Source organism: Microbacterium bovistercoris, assembly GCF_003387575.1.
Taxonomy (GTDB): domain Bacteria; phylum Actinomycetota; class Actinomycetes; order Actinomycetales; family Microbacteriaceae; genus Microbacterium; species Microbacterium bovistercoris.
In genome coordinates, this window is the sequence record NZ_QUAB01000047.1 from 91,389 (window position 1) to 109,500 (window position 18,112).

Genomic DNA, 18,112 nt, shown 5'->3' on the forward strand with positions numbered 1-18,112 from the left:
CGTGTCGGCGCGCCGTATCGCGGGATGCCGAACATGGCTACCGTCGTTGCCATGAGTGCTCCTTATCGCGTCGTGGCCGTCTCCGGATCCCTGCACGAGCCCAGCAAGACGACCGCTCTGATTCGTGCGATCGCCGCCGCTGTGGCAATGCGCGTCGACGCGGAGATCTCGCTCATGGAGCTGACCGAGATCGGCCCGGACCTTGCTGGAGCGCTGCGTCGCGATCAGCTGCCCGCGGCGGTGGAGGCGCGCCTGCGCGAGATCGAGACCGCCGACCTCCTGATCGTGGGCACGCCGGTCTACCGGGCCTCGTTCACCGGACTGTTCAAGCATCTGTTCGACTTCGTCGAGCAGTACGCGCTCGTCGGCAAGCCCGTGCTGCTCGCGGCGACGGGCGGAGGGGAGCGGCACGCGCTGATACTCGAGCATCAGCTGCGCCCTCTGTTCGCGTTCTTCCAGTCGCTCACGCTGCCGCTGGGCGTCTATGCGAGCGATTCGGACTTCGATGGGTACCGGATCTCATCGCCGGAGCTGGCCGCGCGGATCGACCTGGCCGCAGAGCGCGCTCTTCCCCTGGTGGGGTACGCCGCCGACCGTGATCCGCGGGCCGTCGCCGTGTTCTGATCGCGGAACACGGCACCACTGCGGCGGCGTAGCGTGGGGTCATGAGCAACCGCCTGGCGGAAACACTCAGTCCGTATCTGCGCTCGCACGCCGACAACCCGGTGGACTGGCATCCATGGGGGCAGGACGCCTTCGACGAGGCCCGCCGCCGCGATGTGCCGGTGCTGATCTCGATCGGCTACTCCACGTGCCACTGGTGCCATGTGATGGCGCGGGAGTCGTTCTCCGATCCGGTGACCGCCGACGAGCTGAACGCCGGATTCGTGTCGATCAAGGTCGACCGCGAGGAGCATCCCGAGGTCGATGCGGCCTACATGGCCGCGGCATCCGCGTTCACGCAGAGCCTGGGCTGGCCGCTCACTGTGTTCGCGACGCCGTCGGGCCGCGCGTTCCACGCGGGCACCTACTTCCCCCCGGTCGCTCGCGGCGGGCTGCCGTCGTTCCGCGACGTGCTCGCCGCCGTGCAGGAGGCCTGGCGCGACCGGCGCGATGTGGTCGTCGAGCAGGCGGATGCCGTGGCATCCGCTCTCTCGCAGATCGCGACCGAGCCCTCGCCGCTGCCGTCGTCGTCGCAGCTGGCGGAAGCCGCTGCGCAGATAGCCTCGCGGGAGGACCGCGTGTACGGCGGGTTCGGCGGCGCCCCGAAGTTCCCCGTCGCGACGACGCTGCGATTCCTGCAGGCGGTCGGGCCGGTCGAGGTCGCGGATCGTGCGCTGACGGCGATGGCCGGCTCGGAGCTGCGGGACGAGGACGGCGGGTTCTTCCGGTACGCGACACAGCGCGACTGGACGGTGCCGCACTACGAGCGCATGCTGATCGACAACGCGCAGCTGCTCGACGTCGCACTGCATGCCGGCCGGGTCGATGTCGTCCGCGGCATCGCGGACTTCCTACTCGGCGTGCTCCGGCGCGAGGGCGGCGGATTCGGCGCCGCGCAGGACTCGGAGTCCTGGATCGACGGGCAGCGCGACGAGGGCGGGTACTACCGGCGGCCGGTGGCCGCGCGCATCGGACTTGAGCCGCCGGAGGTGGACGGCAAGGTGCTCACCGGGTGGAACGGACTCGCCGTCGGCGCGCTGGCGCGCGCGGGGGCTGTGCTCGGCGAGCCGACGTGGATCGCCGCTGCAGCCGATGCCGCCCGGTTCGTGCTGGCGACGAACCGCGACGGCGAGGGCGCGCTGGTGCGGTCGTCCCTGGACGGCGTCGCGTCGACCGCGGTCGGCACGGCGGCGGATGCCGGACTTCTGGCCGATGGGCTCTTCGCTCTCGCGCTCGCGACGGGGGAGGCCTCCTGGGCGACGGTGGCGCTGGACGTGCTGAACGCGCCGGTCATGGTGGATCCGGTCCTCGTCGATCAGGAGATCCCGGTGGCGGGCGACGACAGCGACGGCGACCTGCCCTCGGGCACCGCGGCGCTCGCCGCAGCATCCCTCACGGCGTGGCGACTCGGCGCGGGTGCTTCGTATCTGGATCGCGCGACTGAGCTCGTCGCCGGGCTCGTTGCGCGGGCACTGGAGCATCCGTTCGGGTACGGAGCGCTGCTGCGGGTCGCGGCAGGGCTCGCGACCCCGCCTCGGCAGATCGTGGTCGTCGGTTCTGCCGGCGAACTCGCCGAGGCTGCGCATCGGACGGATGCCGACGTCGTGGCGGTGGTCACGCCGACGCAGGCACGCGCGTTCGCGGATGCCGGATTCGAGCTCTTCCTCGAGAAGGACGCGCTGGAAGGCGTGGCGTACGACTGCCGGGACTTCGTCTGCCGGCTGCCGGTGAACGATCCGGAATGGCTTCCTGTCTCACGACAGTGAGACCGATCGCGCTGTCGGAGATGAATCCGTGGTGCGGATTCGAGCCACCCGTCGTGATGTGGAAGGGATCGGCCAGGCCTTCGGTATCTGCTCATCACGGCACCCGGTAATGTTCTCCCGGGCCACTCCGGCCCTCGAGAACAGGGGAGAACGCATGTCGGTTGGTCTGCTGGCGGTCGTCGACGACATCCTCAGCGCGGCGATGAAGGCATCCGCCAAGGCCGCGGGAGTCGTGATCGACGATGCTGCCGTCACGCCGCAGTACGTGCAGGGGCTGACGCCGGCGCGCGAACTGCCCGTGGTCGGGCGCATCGCGCTCGGCTCGCTGGGCAACAAGTTCATCATCATCATCCCGGTGGCGCTGGTGCTGACGGCGTTCGCGCCCGCGGTGCTTCCGTACCTGCTGATCGTCGGCGGTGTGTACCTCTGCTTCGAGGGTGCCGAGAAGGTGCTCGAGTGGTTCGGCTTCGGGCACGGGCACGAGGACGAGGGTGCCCGCGATGAGAAGCGCCTCGTGTGGGGCGCCATCCGCACGGATCTCATCCTCTCGACCGAGATCATGCTCATCTCGCTGGCGAGCCTCGACAAGGGGCTGGGCTTCTGGCAGACGCTGATGATCCTCTCGGTCATCGCCGTGCTGATGACCGCCGTCGTCTACGGCGCCGTCGCCCTGCTGGTGAAGATCGACGACATCGGCCTGAAGATGGCAAAGAACCCGGTGCGCCGCGTGCGGCACACCGGAACCCGCATCGTCCGCTCGATGCCCGCCGTGTTCCGGGTGATCAGCGTCGTCGGCACCGTCGCGATGCTCTGGGTCGGCGGGCACCTCGTCATCGTGAACCTCGGCGAGATCGGATTCCACCTGCCGGCGGATCTGCTGCACGGCGTCGAGGAACTGCTCGCGCCGCTCGGCGGGTTCATCGTTTGGCTCGGCGACACGGCGATCTCCGCCGTCGGCGGCATGATCGTGGGCCTCATCATCGTAGGGATCGTGCTCGGTGTCGGACGCCTGTTCGGCCGCCGCCCGCAGTTCGACGAAGGGCACCACCACCGGCCTGCCGCAGAGGAGACCGCTCAGCGCTGATTGCGCGCATGCTGCCTCGCGGCGCGCTCGTTGCCGCGCCGGTAGTTCCCGGTGACCCTCGCCATCAGCAGCTGAGGGTCGCCGCTCTCCACCTCGTCGAGGAACTCGGCGGCGCGTGCGCCGCGCAGCACCGTGGCGGTGCGGCCGTGGTGCGTGATCACCACGTCCGCGCCGCGGACGCTGTACGCGAAGCCGTTCGGAGCAGGCATCGCGAGACTCAGCCGGCCTTGATCTGGTACTGGATCAGCCCCGAGCGCGATGCGATGCGGTCGTACAGCGCACGCGCGGTCGCGTTCGACTCGGCCGTGAGCCAGTAGACCTTCGCCGAGCCGTGCTGCTCGGCCCAGTCGCGGACGTGCTCGATCAGCAGTCGCCCGGCTCCTGCGCCGCGGGCATCGGGCGCGACGAACAGATCCTCGAGATAGCAGTAGTCGGTCGCCGTCCAGGTGGCGGGATGCGTCAGCCAGTGCACCACGCCGATCGCCCTGCCGTCGTCATCGCGAGCCAGCACGCCGTGGATGCCGGACGCCGGATCGACCAGGCGCGCGAACGTCGCCGCCGTGGTCGCGTCATCGAGCGTCGCCTCGTAGAAGGCCAGGTATCCGGTCCAGAGGGCGAGCCATTCGTCGTGGTCTGCGGCCGTGATGGGGCTGATCATCGTCATCCGACGAGGCTATCGGGCGCCGACCCGGCTCAGATCCACCCGGGCATCCAGTTGTGCACGAGCCAGAAGTCGTAGGGCACGCTCGTGCCGGTCCACACCGGGTAGAAGAACGCCGACACCAGCGTCGCGATGACCAGGAACACGACCACCGTGCGCTGCCCGGCCTGACGGCGCGCCAGCGGTGCATCCGGAGCGCCGGCGAGCGACCTCAGTGCTACGGCCAGTGCGATCACGACGAACGGCACCATCACCACGGTGTAGAACTGGAAGATCGTGCGCTCGGGGTACAGCAGCCACGGCACGTAGGTCACCGCGATCCCGATCAACGGCACCGTGAACGAGGGGCCGACCGTTCGGCGGTCGATCAGCCCGCGCACGAACCGGTACAGCAGGTAGAGCACAGCCGCCATACCCGCGAACCAGATCAGCGGATTGGGCACCGCCGAGATCACCGCGATGCAGTGGTCGGTGCCGCATCCGCCCTGCTCGTTGCCGACCCAGATCGCCGTCGGTCGCAGCAGCATCGGCCACTGCCAGGCCGGGCTCGCGTAGGGATGCGCGGCGTGCAGTTCCACATGGAATCCGTACATGGACTCGTGGTACTTCCACAGCTCGACGAGAGGGTTGCCGCCCGACGTGCGTCCATATCCGCCCGAGGTGGCCATCCAGCCGCTCCACGAGATCTGATAGGTCAGCAGCGCGGTCGGCACCAGCAGCAGGAACGAGATCGGACCCTGCCGGAATGCGGCATCCGTCGGCCAGAAGACGACGCCGGCGCGCCGCCGCGCGAGCGCGTCGGTGACGACGACGTAGATGCCGAGCCCGGCGAGCACGTACAACCCCGACCACTTCACCGCGGATGCCGCACCCAGTGCGACTCCCGCCGCGATCAGCCACGGGCGGCGCCACAGCAGTCGCCCCAGTGCGGGCTCATCGTCGAGAGGATCCCGTCGCTCGACGAAGGGGATCGCACGCCGGCGGTCGTAGAGCACGAACAGGAAACCCAGCAGGACGAAGAAGGTGAGGATGCCGTCCAGCAGCGCGATCCGGCTCAGCACGATGCTGAGTCCATCGATGGCCAGCAGATAGCCGGCGACGGTCGCGATCACGCGGGAGCGCGTGAGCTCCCTCGTGATCAGATAGACGACGAGCACGGACAGCGTGCCGAGGATCGCCGTGGAGATGCGCCAGCCGGCGCTCGACCCGGGGCCGAAGGCCGCCATCCCGAGGGCGATGATCCACTTGCCCAGCGGCGGATGCACCACGAAGCTGCCCTCGGAGCCGAGGGCGCCGGTGTCGCCGTTCAGCAGCTCCTCGTTCGCGCCTTCGCCCCAGGTCGCCTCGTAGCCGTTCACCCACAGCGACCAGGCGTCCTTGACGTAATACGTCTCATCGAACATGATCGCGTGCGGATGCCCGAGGTTCGTCAGTCGCAGAACGGCGGCGAGCAGCGTCACCAACAGCGGCGGCAGCCACCGCATCACCCGGTCCCACCTGCGTGCTGCGAGGATGCGGTCGCGCAGTGCCTCGAAGCGGGTCGTCCGCCGCTCGACGGGCGGGAGCAGCGGCGCGGTCTCGGTCACCCTGACAGCCTAGAGCGGAGGCATGGGCTGGACATGTGTCGGCCGCCCGGGTCGCGTGGTCGGCGGCCTGGGTCGCTGTTGCCGACTGGTGCCGCGCCGTCGGGTGGTGGGTTTCGTCGCTGCGGGCGCGCTGGGCGGTGCGTTTTCGACCGCGCGGCGCTGGCGGTCGCTGTTGCCGACTGGTGCGGTTCGGCCGGGTGGTGGGTTTCGCTGCTGCGGGCGCGCTACCAGGTGCGTTTTCGACCACGCGGCGCGATCGAGCGGTGCGTCGCAGACCTAAGCTGAGTCGCATGATCATCCTTGCGGCGACCCCGATCGGCAACCTCGGAGACGCGTCGCGCCGTCTCGTCGAAGTGCTCGAGAACGCCGAGATCGTCGCCGCGGAGGACACCCGCACGACGCAGCGGCTGCTGCAGGCGCTGCAGATCACGAATCGGCCGAAGCTGATCGCGCTGCACGACCACAACGAGAAGCACAAGGCGGCCGAGCTGGTCGCACTCGCCGCCGAGCAGGACATCGTCGTCGTCAGCGACGCAGGGATGCCCGCCGTCAGCGACCCGGGCTACGGCGTGGTCGCCGCGGCGGTCGAGGCCGGCGTCACGGTGACCGCGATCCCCGGACCGAGCGCGGTGCTCATGGCACTGGCGATCTCAGGCCTGCCCACGGATCGCTTCACGTTCGAGGGGTTCCTTCCTCGCAAGCCGGGGGAGCGGCGCTCGGCGCTCACCGCGCTGGCCTCCGAGCCTCGCACGATGGTGTTCTTCGAATCGCCCTCCCGTCTGGCCGCCTCCCTCGCAGAGATGGGGGCGGCCTTCGGCGACGATCGCCGCATCGCCGTGTGCCGCGAGCTGACGAAGCTCTACGAGGAGGTGCGCCGTGGCGTGGCATCCGAGCTGGTCGCGTGGGCCGAGCAGGGCGTCAAGGGCGAGATCGTCGTCGTCGTCGAGGGCGCTGCGCCGGTGGAGATCTCCGCAGAGGATGCGGCCGCCCAGGTGCAGGCACTCGTCGCATCCGGCGTGCGTCTGAAGGACGCCTGCGCCGAGGTCGCCGCGGCGACCGGCCTCAGCTCTCGCGATCTGTACCAGCAGGCGCTCGCCGCGAGGAAGGCGTGACCTTCTGGGCCGAGCTCGCCGAAGCGGTCGAGGGGGCCGTGGGTTCCGGCCGCCTCGTCGCGATCGACGGTGTCGACGGCAGCGGGAAGACACGCTTCGCCGCGAACCTGGCGGAGCGCATCTCGCGACCCGTCATCGTCATCCACGCCGACGACTTCCTGAATCCGTCCCGCATCCGGCACGCTCGCGGCCGGCATTCGGAGGTCGGCTTCTGGGAGGACACCTACGACTACGGCGCCCTGCGTCGCGATGTGCTGGAGCCGCTCGGGCGCGGAGGCGACGGCTGGTACCGGCCGGTCGCCTACGACTCGGCGACCGACGAGCCGATGGTCGGCGAACTGCTGCACGCCGATCCGTCCGCACTCGTGCTGCTCGAGGGGATGTTCCTGCTGCGCGACGAGCTCACAGGCTGCTGGGACGCCTCGATCCACCTCGACGTCCCGTTCTCTGTGACGGCAGCGCGCATGGCGGTCCGCGACGGCAGCCACGCCGATCCCGAGCATCCGTCCATGCGCCGATACGTCGGCGGACAGCGGTTGTACTTCGCGGCGGCGCAGCCGCGGGAGCGCGCCGACTTCGTCGTAGACAACAGCGACTTCGAGCGTCCCGTGCTGGTGTCGACCCGTCGCTGAAAGACTCTGCGACGCGCTCGGCTCCGTGTGCGATACCCGGTGCTGTCGGCGGCTACCGGTACAGTCGCCGCGTGACCGACTCGCAGATCACCGCCGCCTACGACGCCAGGGCTGCGGAGTACATCGCGCTCGCCGGCGAGCTCGAGCAGATGGAAGCGCCCGACATCGAGCTGATCGGGCGCTGGCGCGACGGGACGTCCGGGCCGCTGCTGGACGCCGGATGCGGACCGGGACTCTGGACCGCGTTCCTGCACGACGGCGGGCGCGAGGTGCGGGGGATCGACCTGTCCGAGGAGTTCATCGCGGCCGCGCGGCTGCGTCACCCCGGCATCGAGTTCCAGGTCGGCTCGTTCCGTGAGCTGCCTTTTGCGGATGCGTCGTTCGGCGGCCTCCTCGCCTGGTACTCGCTCATCCACACTCCGCCCGAGGACCTGACAGGGATCCTCGCGGAGTTCGCCCGCGTGCTGGCGCCCGGCGGCAGCATCCTGATCGGCTTCTTCGACGGCGAGCCGCGCCTGCCCTTCGCGCATGCCGTCGCGCCCGCCTACTACTGGGATGCTGCGTCGCTGACCGCTCTGCTGGATGCCGCGGGTCTGACCGTCACCGCGTCCGACCGCCGTGACCGCGCCCCGGGCGCGATCAGCACCCGCCCGCACGGGTCGGTGACGGCCATCCGGCGTTGACCGGCATCCGCACCGGTCACGCGGAAAACACCTACCCCGATCCCGCCTAGAATCGAACCCATGCCCGCAGGCGAATCGTTCTACATCACCACGCCGATCTACTACCCCAGCGACGTGCCGCACATCGGCCACGGCTACACGACCGTCGCCGTGGACACTCTCGCGCGCTGGCACCGCCAGTCGGGCGATGACACCTGGATGCTCACCGGCACCGACGAGCACGGCCAGAAGATGCTGCGGGCTGCAGCGGCCAACAACGTCACGCCGCAGGAGTGGGTGGACAAGCTCGTCACCGAGAGCTGGTTCCCGCTGCTGAAGACGCTGGATGTCGCCAACGACGACTTCATCCGCACCACGCAGGAGCGGCACGAGACCAACGTGCAGGTCTTCTTCCAGAAGCTCTACGACGCGGGCTACATCTATGCCGGCGAGTACGAGGCGCTGTACTGCGTGGGCTGTGAGGAGTTCAAGCCCGAGTCCGAAATCGTCGACGGCACGGGTCCGTTCGAGGGCCTGAAGGTCTGCGCGATCCACTCCAAGCCCCTCGAGCTGCTGCAGGAGAAGAACTACTTCTTCAAGCTCAGCGAGTTCCAGGACCGCCTGCTCGAGCTGTACAAGACCGAGCCCGACTTCGTGCGCCCCGACTCGGCGCGCAACGAGGTCGTCTCGTTCGTCAGCCAGGGACTGAAGGACCTGTCGATCTCGCGGTCGACCTTCGACTGGGGCATCCCGCTGCCGTGGGACTCCTCGCACGTCATCTACGTGTGGGTCGACGCGCTGCTGAACTACGCCACCGCGATCGGCTACGGCGCCGATGACCCTTCGTCGGGCTCAGGGACCGAGTTCGACCGTCGCTGGCCCGGCTACCACGTGGTCGGCAAGGACATCCTGCGCTTCCACGCCGTGATCTGGCCGGCCATGCTGATGGCCGCGGGCCTCGACGTGCCCAAGGGCGTGTTCGCGCACGGCTGGCTGCTGGTCGGGGGCGAGAAGATGTCGAAGTCCAAGCTCACCGGCATCGCGCCGACCGAGATCACCGACGTGTTCGGCTCGGACGCGTACCGCTTCTACTTCCTGTCCGCGATCGCCTTCGGGCAGGATGGCTCGTTCTCCTGGGAAGACCTGTCGGCCCGTTACCAGGCCGAGCTCGCGAACGGGTTCGGCAACCTGGCATCCCGCACGATCGCGATGATCGAGAAGTACTTCGACGGCGTCGTGCCGACGCCGTCCGAGTACACCGAGCAGGATCTCGCCGTGCAGAAGGTCGTCGCGGATGCGGCGAAGAATGCGGATGCCGCGATCGCCAGCTTCCGCATCGACGAGGGCATCCGTGCGATCTGGACGATCGTCGACGAGCTGAACGGCTACATCACCGAGAACGAGCCGTGGGCGCTGGCCCGCGACGAGGAGAAGCGCGACCGCCTGGCGACCGTGCTGTACACCTGCGCCGACGGCCTGCGGGCGCTCGCGGTGCTGCTGTCGCCGGTGATGCCGCAGTCCACCCAGAAGCTCTGGGAGGCGCTCGGTGCAGAGTCGCTCGGTGCGCTCACCGCGCAGCCGATCCGCGAGGCCGGCTCCTGGGGCGTCCTGCAGCCGGGCACGCAGGTGAGCGCCCTCGCGCCGCTGTTCCCCCGCGTGGAGCAGACCGCCTGACACATGGCCGACACCTACGTGCGTGAGCGCTCGTCCGACGGGCGCAAGGATCTGCGCTACCCGCCGGCGCCGGAGCCGCTCACCGTGCCGGTGTACGACAACCATGCCCACCTGGAGATCACCGACGGCCCTTCGACAGGCTCAGGGACCCAGGGGCTGAGCCTGACCGAGCAGCTGGACAGGGCGGCCGCCGTCGGGATCGCCGGCGTCGTGCAGGCATCCGGCGACATCGAGTCGTCGCGCTGGGCTGTGGCCGCCGCTGAGCAGGATTCCCGGCTGCTGGCCGCCGTCGCGATCCATCCCAACGACGCTCCCGTCTACGCGGCAGAAGGACGCCTGGATGAGGCCATCGCGGTGATCGACGAGCTCGCCGCGCATCCGCGCACCCGCGCGATCGGCGAGACCGGGCTGGACTACTTCCGCACCGATGAGCCGGGCCGTCCTGCGCAGCACGAGTCCTTCGAGGCGCATATCGCATTGGCCAAGAAGCACGGCATCGCGATGCAGATCCACGACCGAGACGCCCACGACGACGTGCTCGAGACTCTCGCCAGGGTGGGCGCCCCGGAGAAGACGGTGTTCCACTGCTTCTCCGGAGACGACGCGATGGCGCGGGTGGCGGCGGAGGCCGGGTACTGGCTCTCCTTCGCCGGCAACGTCACGTTCAAGAACGCGCAGAACCTGCGCGATGCCCTGCACGTGACTCCGCTGGACCGCATCCTCGTCGAGACGGATGCTCCGTTCCTCACTCCCGTGCCGCTGCGCGGCCGCCCCAACGCGCCCTACCTCGTGCCGATCACCGTGCGCTTCATGGCCGCGGAGCTCGGCGTCGACCTCGACGAGCTCTGTGTGCAGCTCGCGGCGAACACGCTCGCCGTATACGGCTCATTCGACTGACGGCGCCGGGTCCTTCGGAGTGAAGAAGAGCGTCTCGGTCTGCTCGAGTTCCATGCCCTTCGTCTCGGGGATGCGCCACAGCACGAACACGAACGACAGTGCGGCGAACAGCGCGTACATGCCGTAGGTGAGCGGCAGCGACCACGCGGACATCGCCGGGAAGCTGACAGTGATCAGGAAGTTGGCGATCCACTGCGCGCCCGCGGCGACGCCGAGCGCCTTGCCGCGGATGCGGCTCGGGAAGATCTCGCCCAGCAGCACCCACACCACCGGACCCCACGATGCTCCGAAGCCGATCACGAACAGATTCGCCGCGACCAGTGCGATCGGGCCCCACGGGGCGGGCAGAGTGACCGCGCCGTCTGCGCCGGTCACCGAGAACGCGAAGCACACCGCCATCGCGCCCAGTGCGACGGCCATGATCGCCGAGCCGGTGAGCAGGATGGGCTTGCGGCCGACCCGGTCCACCAGGAAGATCGCGACGAGCGTGACGAGCACGTTGACGATGCCGGTGATCACGCTGATGCCGAAGGAGTCGCTCTCTGCGAATCCGACGGACTGCCAGAGCGTCGTGGAGTAGTAGAAGATGACGTTGATGCCGACGAACTGCTGGAACGTCGACAGGATGATGCCGATCCACACGATCGGCTGCAGGCCGAGCGCCTTGCCTCGCAGCGAAACCCCCGCGTTGCGTCGGTCGGTCTCGATCGCGGTGGTCAGCTCATTCATGGTCTTGTCGAGATCGACCGGCGGCACCAGTCGGGCGAAGATCGCGCGGGCCTCGTCGGAGCGCCCCTGGGCGATCAGATACCTCGGCGACTCCGGCACGGTGAATGACAGGATGCCGTAGACGGCGGCGGGGATGACGCCCACGATGAACATCCACCGCCAGGCATCCAGTCCGAACCAGAGCGGGCTGTCGGCGGTGCCCGCCGACCACGCCAACAGGGCGTCGGAGAGCAGGGCGATGAAGATGCCGAAGGTGATCGCCAGCTGCTGCAGGGAGGCGAGCCCTCCGCGGATCTGCTTGGGTGCGATCTCGGCGATGTAGGCCGGTGCCACCACGGAGGCGATGCCGATGCCGAGTCCGCCGATCACCCGCCAGAGTGCGAGGTCCCAGACGGCGAAGGCGAGGCCCGAGCCGAGCGAGCTGACGAAGAACATGATGGCGCCGAGGAACATCACCCGCAGGCGCCCCCAGCGGTCGGCGAGGTTGCCGGCGATGACGGCGCCGGCCGCACAGCCGAGAAGCGCGATCGCCACGACGAAGCCGGTCACGACCGAGTTCAGCGCGAAGTCGTGCTGGATCGAGTCGACGGCGCCGTTGATCACCGAGGAGTCGAAGCCGAACAGGAATCCGCCGACGGCAGCCGCGACGGAGAGCCCGATCGCACGGCGCCCGTACGGGCCGCGCAGCGTGAATGATCCGGTGGGAACTGCATCCGAGGCGCTCATGCGAGCCACAATACCCACGCACCAGGGTCAAGCGACCGATTCGCGGACCACTAATCTGGGCGGGTGCGCTTCCTCGACGAGATCACCCTGCAGGACGACTTCGTGCGGCTGGAGCCGCTCGGACACCAGCATGCCGAGGACCTGGCACGCGCCGCAGCGACGATCAGGAACGCCTGGTACACCTCCATCCCCGCACCAGAGGACGTTCCCGCCGAGATCGACAGGCGTCTCGGTATGCGGGATACGGGCACGATGAACCCCTTCGCCGTGCGCCGCATCTCCACCGGCGAGGTCGTCGGCACGACGACGTACTGCAACATCGACCAGCCGAACCGACGCGTGGAGATCGGCTACACCTGGCTCGGCACCGCCGCGCACGGCACCGAGGTGAACCCGGCGATGAAGCGCCTCATGCTGGCGCACGCCTTCGACACCTGCGACGCGATCGCCGTTTCGCTGATGACGCACTTCCACAATCGCCAGTCACGGGCGGCGATCGAGCGTCTCGGCGCCAGGCTCGACGGCATCCTGCGCAATCACCGGATCATGCCGGACGGATCGCTGCGTGACACCGCCGCGTACTCGATCCTGCCGCACGAGTGGCCGGCGGTGCGCAACGGGCTGGACGCCCGGCTGGTCTAGTCCTCCGACGCGGTCTCCGCGCCGATCGCCGGGGGAGCGGCGGCGACATGGCCGATCGAGCGCCACATCAGCAGGAGCGTGATCGCGGCTCCGGCGAAGGCGAACCACCACGGAGCGGTCAGGCCCCAGAACTGCGCGATGACGCCGCCGAGCGCCTGGCCCAGCACCATGCCGCCGAACACGCCGACCATGTTCACGGAGCCGACCCGACCCTGCAGTTCGTGCGGCACGAGCCTCTGACGCACTGTGGTCGAGATCGTGCCCCAGACGAAGGCGTACGCGCCGAACACGAACAGGATCACCAGAGCCACCCACCCGGTCGTGGTCAGCGCCATGGCGAGATGCATCAGCACTTCGAGAGTCAGGCAGACCCGCATCAGCGTCGCGAAAGACACGTGCCGCTCGAGCCACCCGAAGCTTCCGGTCGCCAGCAGACCGCCGAGAGCCGAGGCGGTGGTCAGCGCTCCGTAGCCGACCGGTCCCATCCCGAGGTGCTCGGTCGCGTACAGGACGAGCACGCCCCAGGGTGCTGCCCAGGTGATGTTGAACACCAGGATGACGATGATGAGCGTGCGCACCGGCTTGTTGTGCCAGGTCCAGCGGATGCCCTCCGCGATGTCGTGACGGATGTGCGTCTTCCCCGCATCCGTCCCCTCCCTGGCAGGGATGGGCTGCCTGGCGATGCGGGAGACGAGCAGCACCGCCACCGACACGCAGAGCACCTGCAGCACGAACGGCCAGAACGACCCGATCGCGAAGAGGAAGGCGCCGAGCGGAGGGCCGGCGAGCTGGTTCGCCACGAGGAACCCGGCCTGCAGACGGGCGTTGCCGATTCCGAGGTCGGCCGGCTTCACCATCATCGGCAGCAGCGTGCTGCTGGTGGTGTCTGCGAAGACCTCCGCCGTGCCGTACAGGAACGAGACGGCGAGCACGATCCACACATTCGCCGTCCCGGTGATCAGGAAGATCACGAGCGCGAGCACCACCACCGCCCGGATGCCGTTGGACAGCATGACCAGCATCCGCCGTTCCACGCGATCGGCGATCGCACCGGCGTAGAGGCCGAAGAGAAGCCAGGGCAGGAACTGCAGCATCGCGCCGGACGCCACCAGGATCGGCGACGACGTCATGGATGCGATCAGCAGGGGAGCAGCGGCGAGGGCGATGCCGTCGCCCACGTTGCTCGTCCATGCGGCGGACATCAGCCAGCGGAAGTCTCTGCCCAGACGGCGAGGTGCGATCAGTTCGCCGAGGGAGGTCACCGCATGATCCTACGGGTATACGCGAGAATGAACACATGACCGTCTCCCTGCTCGGCGCCGCCGACATCCGCCGTCTCGCCGCAGAGCTCGACGTCACCCCCACCAAGAAGCTCGGCCAGAACTTCGTCGTAGACGCCAACACCGTGCGCAAGATCGTGCACGCGGCCGGAGTGCAGGCGGGGGAGCGGGTCGTGGAGATCGGTCCCGGACTGGGGTCGCTGACCCTCGCGATCCTCGAGACCGGAGCATCCGTCACCGCCGTGGAGATCGACCACCGTCTCGCCGAGCGGCTGCCGGAGACAGCGCGCGAGCAGGGCGTGCCGGATGGCGCGCTCACGGTCGTCGATGCGGATGCGCTGCGAGTGACCGAGCTGCCCGGCGATCCGCAGGTGCTCGTCGCGAATCTGCCGTACAACGTGTCGGTGCCGGTGCTGCTGCACTTCCTCGAGACGTTTCCCGGCATCGCACGCGGCGTGGTGATGGTGCAGGCCGAGGTCGCGGAGCGTCTCGCGGCGAAGCCCGGATCGAAGATCTACGGGGCCCCCAGCGTCAAGGCCGCCTGGTACGGCCCCTGGAACCTGCGCGGCACGGTGTCACGTCAGGTGTTCTGGCCGGTCCCGAACGTCGACAGCCTGCTGGTCGGTTTCGAGCGGGATGCGCAGCCGCGCGGCTCCGAAGACGAGCGCCGCCGTACCTTCGAGATCGTGGACGCCGCTTTCAACCAGCGCCGCAAGATGCTCCGCCAGGCGCTCTCCGGCCTGTTCGGCAGCTCGGCCGCGGCATCCGCCATTCTGGAGTCCGCCGGGGTGGCCCCCACCGCCCGCGGCGAGGATCTCGCGGTCGACGACTACCACCGCGTCGCGCTCGCCGCCGGCTGAGTGCGCTACCGCTGAGCCGGTAATCTGGCGGGATGAGCGAACCGCGTCAGCTGGACCGCACTCCCGATGTGCACCGCCCGTACACCGCCGACGCCGGGCGCTACGGCCGCCTCGGATACCGCCAGGTCGGCACCTCCGGCCTGTACCTGCCACCGATCTCACTCGGGCTGTGGTGGAACTTCGGCGACAACATCCCGCTAGACAACCAGCGCGCTCTGCTGCGGCATGCATTCGACAGCGGCATCACGCACTTCGACCTGGCGAACAACTACGGCCCGCCGCCCGGGTCGGCGGAGAAGAACTTCGGCCGAATCCTCGCCGAGGACCTCAAGCCCTACCGCGACGAGCTGATCATCTCGTCGAAGGCGGGCTGGGACATGTGGCAGGGTCCGTACGGGTACCTGGGCAGCCGCAAGTACATCCTCGCCAGCGCCGAGCAGTCGCTGACCCGGATGGGACTGGAGTACGTCGACATCTTCTACTCGCACCGCGTCGACCCCGACACGCCCGTGGAGGAGACCGTCGGCGCGCTGGACACGCTGGTGCGCCAGGGCAAGGCCCTCTACGTGGGCATCTCGTCGTACTCCGCCGAGCGCACCGAGGCTGCGATGGCCGTCGCGCACGAGCTGGGCACGCCCCTGGTGATCCATCAGCCGTCGTACTCGATGCTGAACCGGTGGATCGAGGACGGCCTCACCGACACGCTGCGCAGCGAGGGGCTGGGGGCGATCGCGTTCACACCGCTCGCGCAGGGCCTGCTGACGGACAAGTACCTGGCCGACGGCACGGCGCAGCGCGCACAGCAGCGCCGCTCGCTGTCGGACCAGCCGCTGCCGGCCGAGTCCCTCGCAGTGCTCAGGGAATTGAACGACGTCGCTCAGCAGCGCGGACAGTCCCTCGCTCAGATGGCCATCCAGTGGACGCTGCGCGACCCGGTCGTCGCCTCCGCGCTCGTCGGCGCATCGCGCCCGCAGCAGCTCGACGAGAACCTGGCCGCGGTCGGAGGGCCCGAGTTCAGCGCCGAGGAGCTGGCCCGCATCGACGCCGTCGCCGGCCGCATCGACGTGAACATCTGGTCCGGATCCTCGGACCTGTGAGCACCCGATGAGCTTCGCTGAACGCTCGGATGCCGTCCATGTGCGGGCCCCGGGCAAGATCAACATCTACCTCGGCGTCGGTGCGCGCCGTGACGACGGGTATCACGCCCTCGCGACCGTGTTCCAGGCCGTCTCGCTGTACGAGGACGTCTACGCGTCCCCGGCATCCGACTTCTCATTGACCGTGTCGGGCGACGTCGATCCGTCGACCGTTCCGCTGGACGACCGCAACCTCGCGATGCGCGCGGCGAAGCTCGTCGCGCAGGCGGCCGGTGTGACCGAGGGGGTGGCGCTGCACCTGCGCAAGAGTGTGCCGGTCGCGGGCGGCATGGGCGGGGGATCGGCGGATGCCGCGGCCGCCCTGGTCGCCTGCGATGCGCTCTGGGGCACCGAGCTCGGACCGCACGCGCTGCACGACCTGGCATCCCGTCTCGGTGCCGACGTGCCGTTCGCGCTGCACGGCGGGACCGCTGTCGGTACGGGGCGCGGTGAACAGCTCACGCCGGCGCTCGCGCCCGGCCGATTCGACTGGGTGCTGGTGCCCAGCGACGAGGGGCTGTCGACGCCCGCGATCTACGCCCGGCTCGACGAGCAGCGCGCCCGCGTCGGGTCGCTCGCCGATGATCCGCCGCTCTCTCTCGACGTGCCGGTCGCGGTGCTGCAGGCGCTTCGCGCCGGCGACCCGCTCGCACTCGCCCCCGTCATGATCAACGATCTGGAGGCGGCGGCCGTGGCCGAGCGCCCCGAGCTCGACCACATCCTCGCCGAGGGCGTGCGTGCGGGCGCGCTGACGGGCATCGTCTCGGGCTCCGGCCCGACGATCGCCTTCCTGTGCGCGGGCCCCGAGGCGGCACGCGCCGTGCAGGATGAACTGCTCGCGATCGGCCGGGAGGCCCTGCACGTGCACGGCGCCGTCCCGGGCGCCCGCATCATGTCCTGATCCCGGAGGTGCGCTCTCGCGGCGAGCGCGACATAATGGAGCAGTCCATGTGACCGTGCACATCGAGGAGGACGAGCCATGTCGGCCGATCGTGCGCGCGCACCGAGCATCCGCGATGTGGCGCGTCTGGCCGGCGTCTCCCATCAGACCGTGTCGCGGGTGCTGAACGACCACCACAGCATCAGGCCGGAGACGAAGGCGAAGGTGCTGGACGCGATCGCCGTCCTCGACTACCGTCCCAATCTCGCGGCGCGCGCGCTCGTGACCAGCCGGTCGAACACCCTCGGGATCCTCTCCGCGACGATAGGCGAATTCGGGCCGGCGTCCTCGATCGCCGGCATCGAGGAGGCTGCTCGGGCGGAGGGATACTCGGTGTCCACGCTCAACCTGCCGGCGACGACGCCCGAGGCGATCGGCGCGGCGGTGCGGCAGCTGGTGCGCGAGCACGTCGACGGCATCATCGTCCTGGCTCCGCAGGTGCGGGTCTTCCATGTCCTGAGGGGCATGAACTCGGCCGTGCCGTTCGTGACGCTGCAGACGGCGTCCGGTTTCGACGGGGTGAGTCTGGCCGCGGACCAGGTCGCGGGTGCGCGCCGGGTGACCGAGCATCTGATCGGCCTCGGTCATGTCGACATCCTGCATCTGGCTGGTCCGCAGGACTGGATCGAGGCGGAGTCGCGGATGCGGGGATACCTCGAGGCGCTGCTGGATGCGGACCTGCCCACGATCCCGCCCGTCCGTGGCGACTGGACCGCCGACTTCGGACGATTCGCGGGCGAGGAGCTCGCGCGGCGGCGGGATTTCACCGCGGTCTTCGCCGCGAACGACCTGATGGCGATCGGGCTCATGCACGGGTTCCGGTCGTCCGGGCTGCGGGTCCCCGAGGACGTCAGCGTCGTCGGCTTCGACGACATCCCCGTCGCCGCGCACGTGTTCCCGACGCTCACGACAGTGCATCAGGACTTCCCTGCTCTGGGCCGTCGCGCCGTGCAGCTGCTGCTGGCCGAGATCCGCGGAGAGGCGCCGCCGCAGTTCGGTCCGCTCGAGTCCGTGCTGCGCGTACGCGAGTCGGCCATCGCCCGCTGAGGGCGACGAGGAATC

18 protein-coding genes are annotated in these 18,112 nt (G+C 69.3%); 13 read left to right on the top strand and 5 right to left on the bottom strand.

Annotated elements, in window-relative coordinates; all coding sequences use genetic code 11:
* The first annotated feature begins 51 nt into the window (after positions 1-51).
* From msuE to DY023_RS15270, 3 genes are all read left to right on the top strand, one after another.
* A complete protein-coding gene (gene msuE, locus DY023_RS15260; RefSeq protein WP_116243202.1) occupies positions 52-624 on the top strand; it encodes an FMN reductase in 573 nt (190 codons plus the stop codon).
* A 41-nt stretch (positions 625-665) separates the two neighbouring features.
* Positions 666-2,429: a thioredoxin domain-containing protein gene (locus DY023_RS15265; RefSeq protein ID WP_116243203.1), complete on the top strand. Its 1,764-nt coding sequence runs from the start codon at positions 666-668 to the stop codon at positions 2,427-2,429.
* Positions 2,430-2,583: 154 nt separating this feature from the next.
* On the top strand, positions 2,584-3,513 hold the full coding sequence (locus tag DY023_RS15270; RefSeq protein WP_116243204.1) for a DUF808 domain-containing protein: 930 nt from the start codon (positions 2,584-2,586) through the stop codon (positions 3,511-3,513).
* Here the strand turns inward: DY023_RS15270 and DY023_RS15275 are convergent.
* From DY023_RS15275 to DY023_RS15285, 3 genes are read right to left on the bottom strand one after another with little or no spacing between them, the layout of a single operon-like run.
* On the bottom strand, positions 3,504-3,722 hold the full coding sequence (locus DY023_RS15275) for a hypothetical protein (protein ID WP_116243205.1): 219 nt from the start codon (positions 3,720-3,722) through the stop codon (positions 3,504-3,506). The genes DY023_RS15270 and DY023_RS15275 overlap by 10 nt on opposite strands.
* A gap of 8 nt (positions 3,723-3,730) precedes the next feature.
* A complete protein-coding gene (locus DY023_RS15280; RefSeq protein WP_116243206.1) occupies positions 3,731-4,177 on the bottom strand; it encodes a GNAT family N-acetyltransferase in 447 nt (148 codons plus the stop codon).
* A 29-nt stretch (positions 4,178-4,206) separates the two neighbouring features.
* Complete coding sequence (locus DY023_RS15285; protein WP_181905871.1) at positions 4,207-5,760, bottom strand: dolichyl-phosphate-mannose--protein mannosyltransferase; 1,554 nt, start codon at positions 5,758-5,760, stop codon at positions 4,207-4,209.
* Between the two features lie 290 nt (positions 5,761-6,050).
* On the opposite strand from DY023_RS15285, the gene rsmI reads away from it, so the two are divergent.
* The 5 genes from rsmI (at position 6,051) to DY023_RS15310 (ending at position 10,737) form a co-directional block, all read left to right on the top strand.
* Positions 6,051-6,872, top strand: coding sequence for a 16S rRNA (cytidine(1402)-2'-O)-methyltransferase (gene rsmI / locus DY023_RS15290; RefSeq protein WP_116243207.1), 822 nt, complete (start codon positions 6,051-6,053; stop codon positions 6,870-6,872).
* The gene (locus DY023_RS15295; protein ID WP_116243208.1) at positions 6,869-7,504 is read left to right on the top strand and encodes a nucleoside/nucleotide kinase family protein; all 636 of its coding nucleotides are present in this window, start codon (positions 6,869-6,871) and stop codon (positions 7,502-7,504) included. Before rsmI ends, DY023_RS15295 begins: the two co-directional genes overlap by 4 nt.
* Positions 7,505-7,575: 71 nt before the next feature.
* Complete coding sequence (locus DY023_RS15300) at positions 7,576-8,187, top strand: class I SAM-dependent methyltransferase (protein WP_116243209.1); 612 nt, start codon at positions 7,576-7,578, stop codon at positions 8,185-8,187.
* Positions 8,188-8,247: 60 nt separating this feature from the next.
* A complete protein-coding gene (gene metG / locus DY023_RS15305; RefSeq protein ID WP_116243210.1) occupies positions 8,248-9,840 on the top strand; it encodes a methionine--tRNA ligase in 1,593 nt (530 codons plus the stop codon).
* Positions 9,841-9,843: 3 nt separating this feature from the next.
* Positions 9,844-10,737, top strand: coding sequence for a TatD family hydrolase (locus tag DY023_RS15310; RefSeq protein WP_116243211.1), 894 nt, complete (start codon positions 9,844-9,846; stop codon positions 10,735-10,737).
* On the opposite strand, the gene DY023_RS15315 is transcribed toward DY023_RS15310, so the two are convergent.
* A complete protein-coding gene (locus tag DY023_RS15315; RefSeq protein WP_116243212.1) occupies positions 10,726-12,192 on the bottom strand; it encodes a sugar porter family MFS transporter in 1,467 nt (488 codons plus the stop codon). The genes DY023_RS15310 and DY023_RS15315 overlap by 12 nt on opposite strands.
* A gap of 63 nt (positions 12,193-12,255) precedes the next feature.
* Here DY023_RS15315 and DY023_RS15320 point away from each other — a divergent pair, with 63 nt between their 5' ends.
* Positions 12,256-12,834, top strand: a complete 579-nt coding sequence (locus DY023_RS15320) for a GNAT family N-acetyltransferase (protein WP_116243213.1) — start codon at positions 12,256-12,258, stop codon at positions 12,832-12,834.
* Here the strand turns inward: DY023_RS15320 and DY023_RS15325 are convergent.
* Entirely contained in the window at positions 12,831-14,096 is a 1,266-nt protein-coding gene (locus DY023_RS15325; RefSeq protein ID WP_181905872.1) for an MFS transporter, read from the bottom strand. The genes DY023_RS15320 and DY023_RS15325 overlap by 4 nt on opposite strands.
* Before the next feature lie 35 nt (positions 14,097-14,131).
* On the opposite strand from DY023_RS15325, the gene rsmA reads away from it, so the two are divergent.
* From rsmA to DY023_RS15345, 4 genes are all read left to right on the top strand, one after another.
* A complete protein-coding gene (gene rsmA / locus DY023_RS15330) occupies positions 14,132-14,974 on the top strand; it encodes a 16S rRNA (adenine(1518)-N(6)/adenine(1519)-N(6))-dimethyltransferase RsmA (protein ID WP_116243214.1) in 843 nt (280 codons plus the stop codon).
* Between the two features lie 32 nt (positions 14,975-15,006).
* Positions 15,007-16,071, top strand: a complete 1,065-nt coding sequence (gene mgrA / locus DY023_RS15335; RefSeq protein WP_116243215.1) for an L-glyceraldehyde 3-phosphate reductase — start codon at positions 15,007-15,009, stop codon at positions 16,069-16,071.
* A gap of 7 nt (positions 16,072-16,078) precedes the next feature.
* Positions 16,079-17,011, top strand: a complete 933-nt coding sequence (locus DY023_RS15340; RefSeq protein WP_116243216.1) for a 4-(cytidine 5'-diphospho)-2-C-methyl-D-erythritol kinase — start codon at positions 16,079-16,081, stop codon at positions 17,009-17,011.
* Positions 17,012-17,089: 78 nt separating this feature from the next.
* Complete coding sequence (locus DY023_RS15345) at positions 17,090-18,097, top strand: LacI family DNA-binding transcriptional regulator (protein ID WP_116243217.1); 1,008 nt, start codon at positions 17,090-17,092, stop codon at positions 18,095-18,097.
* Positions 18,098-18,112 lie beyond the last annotated feature (15 nt).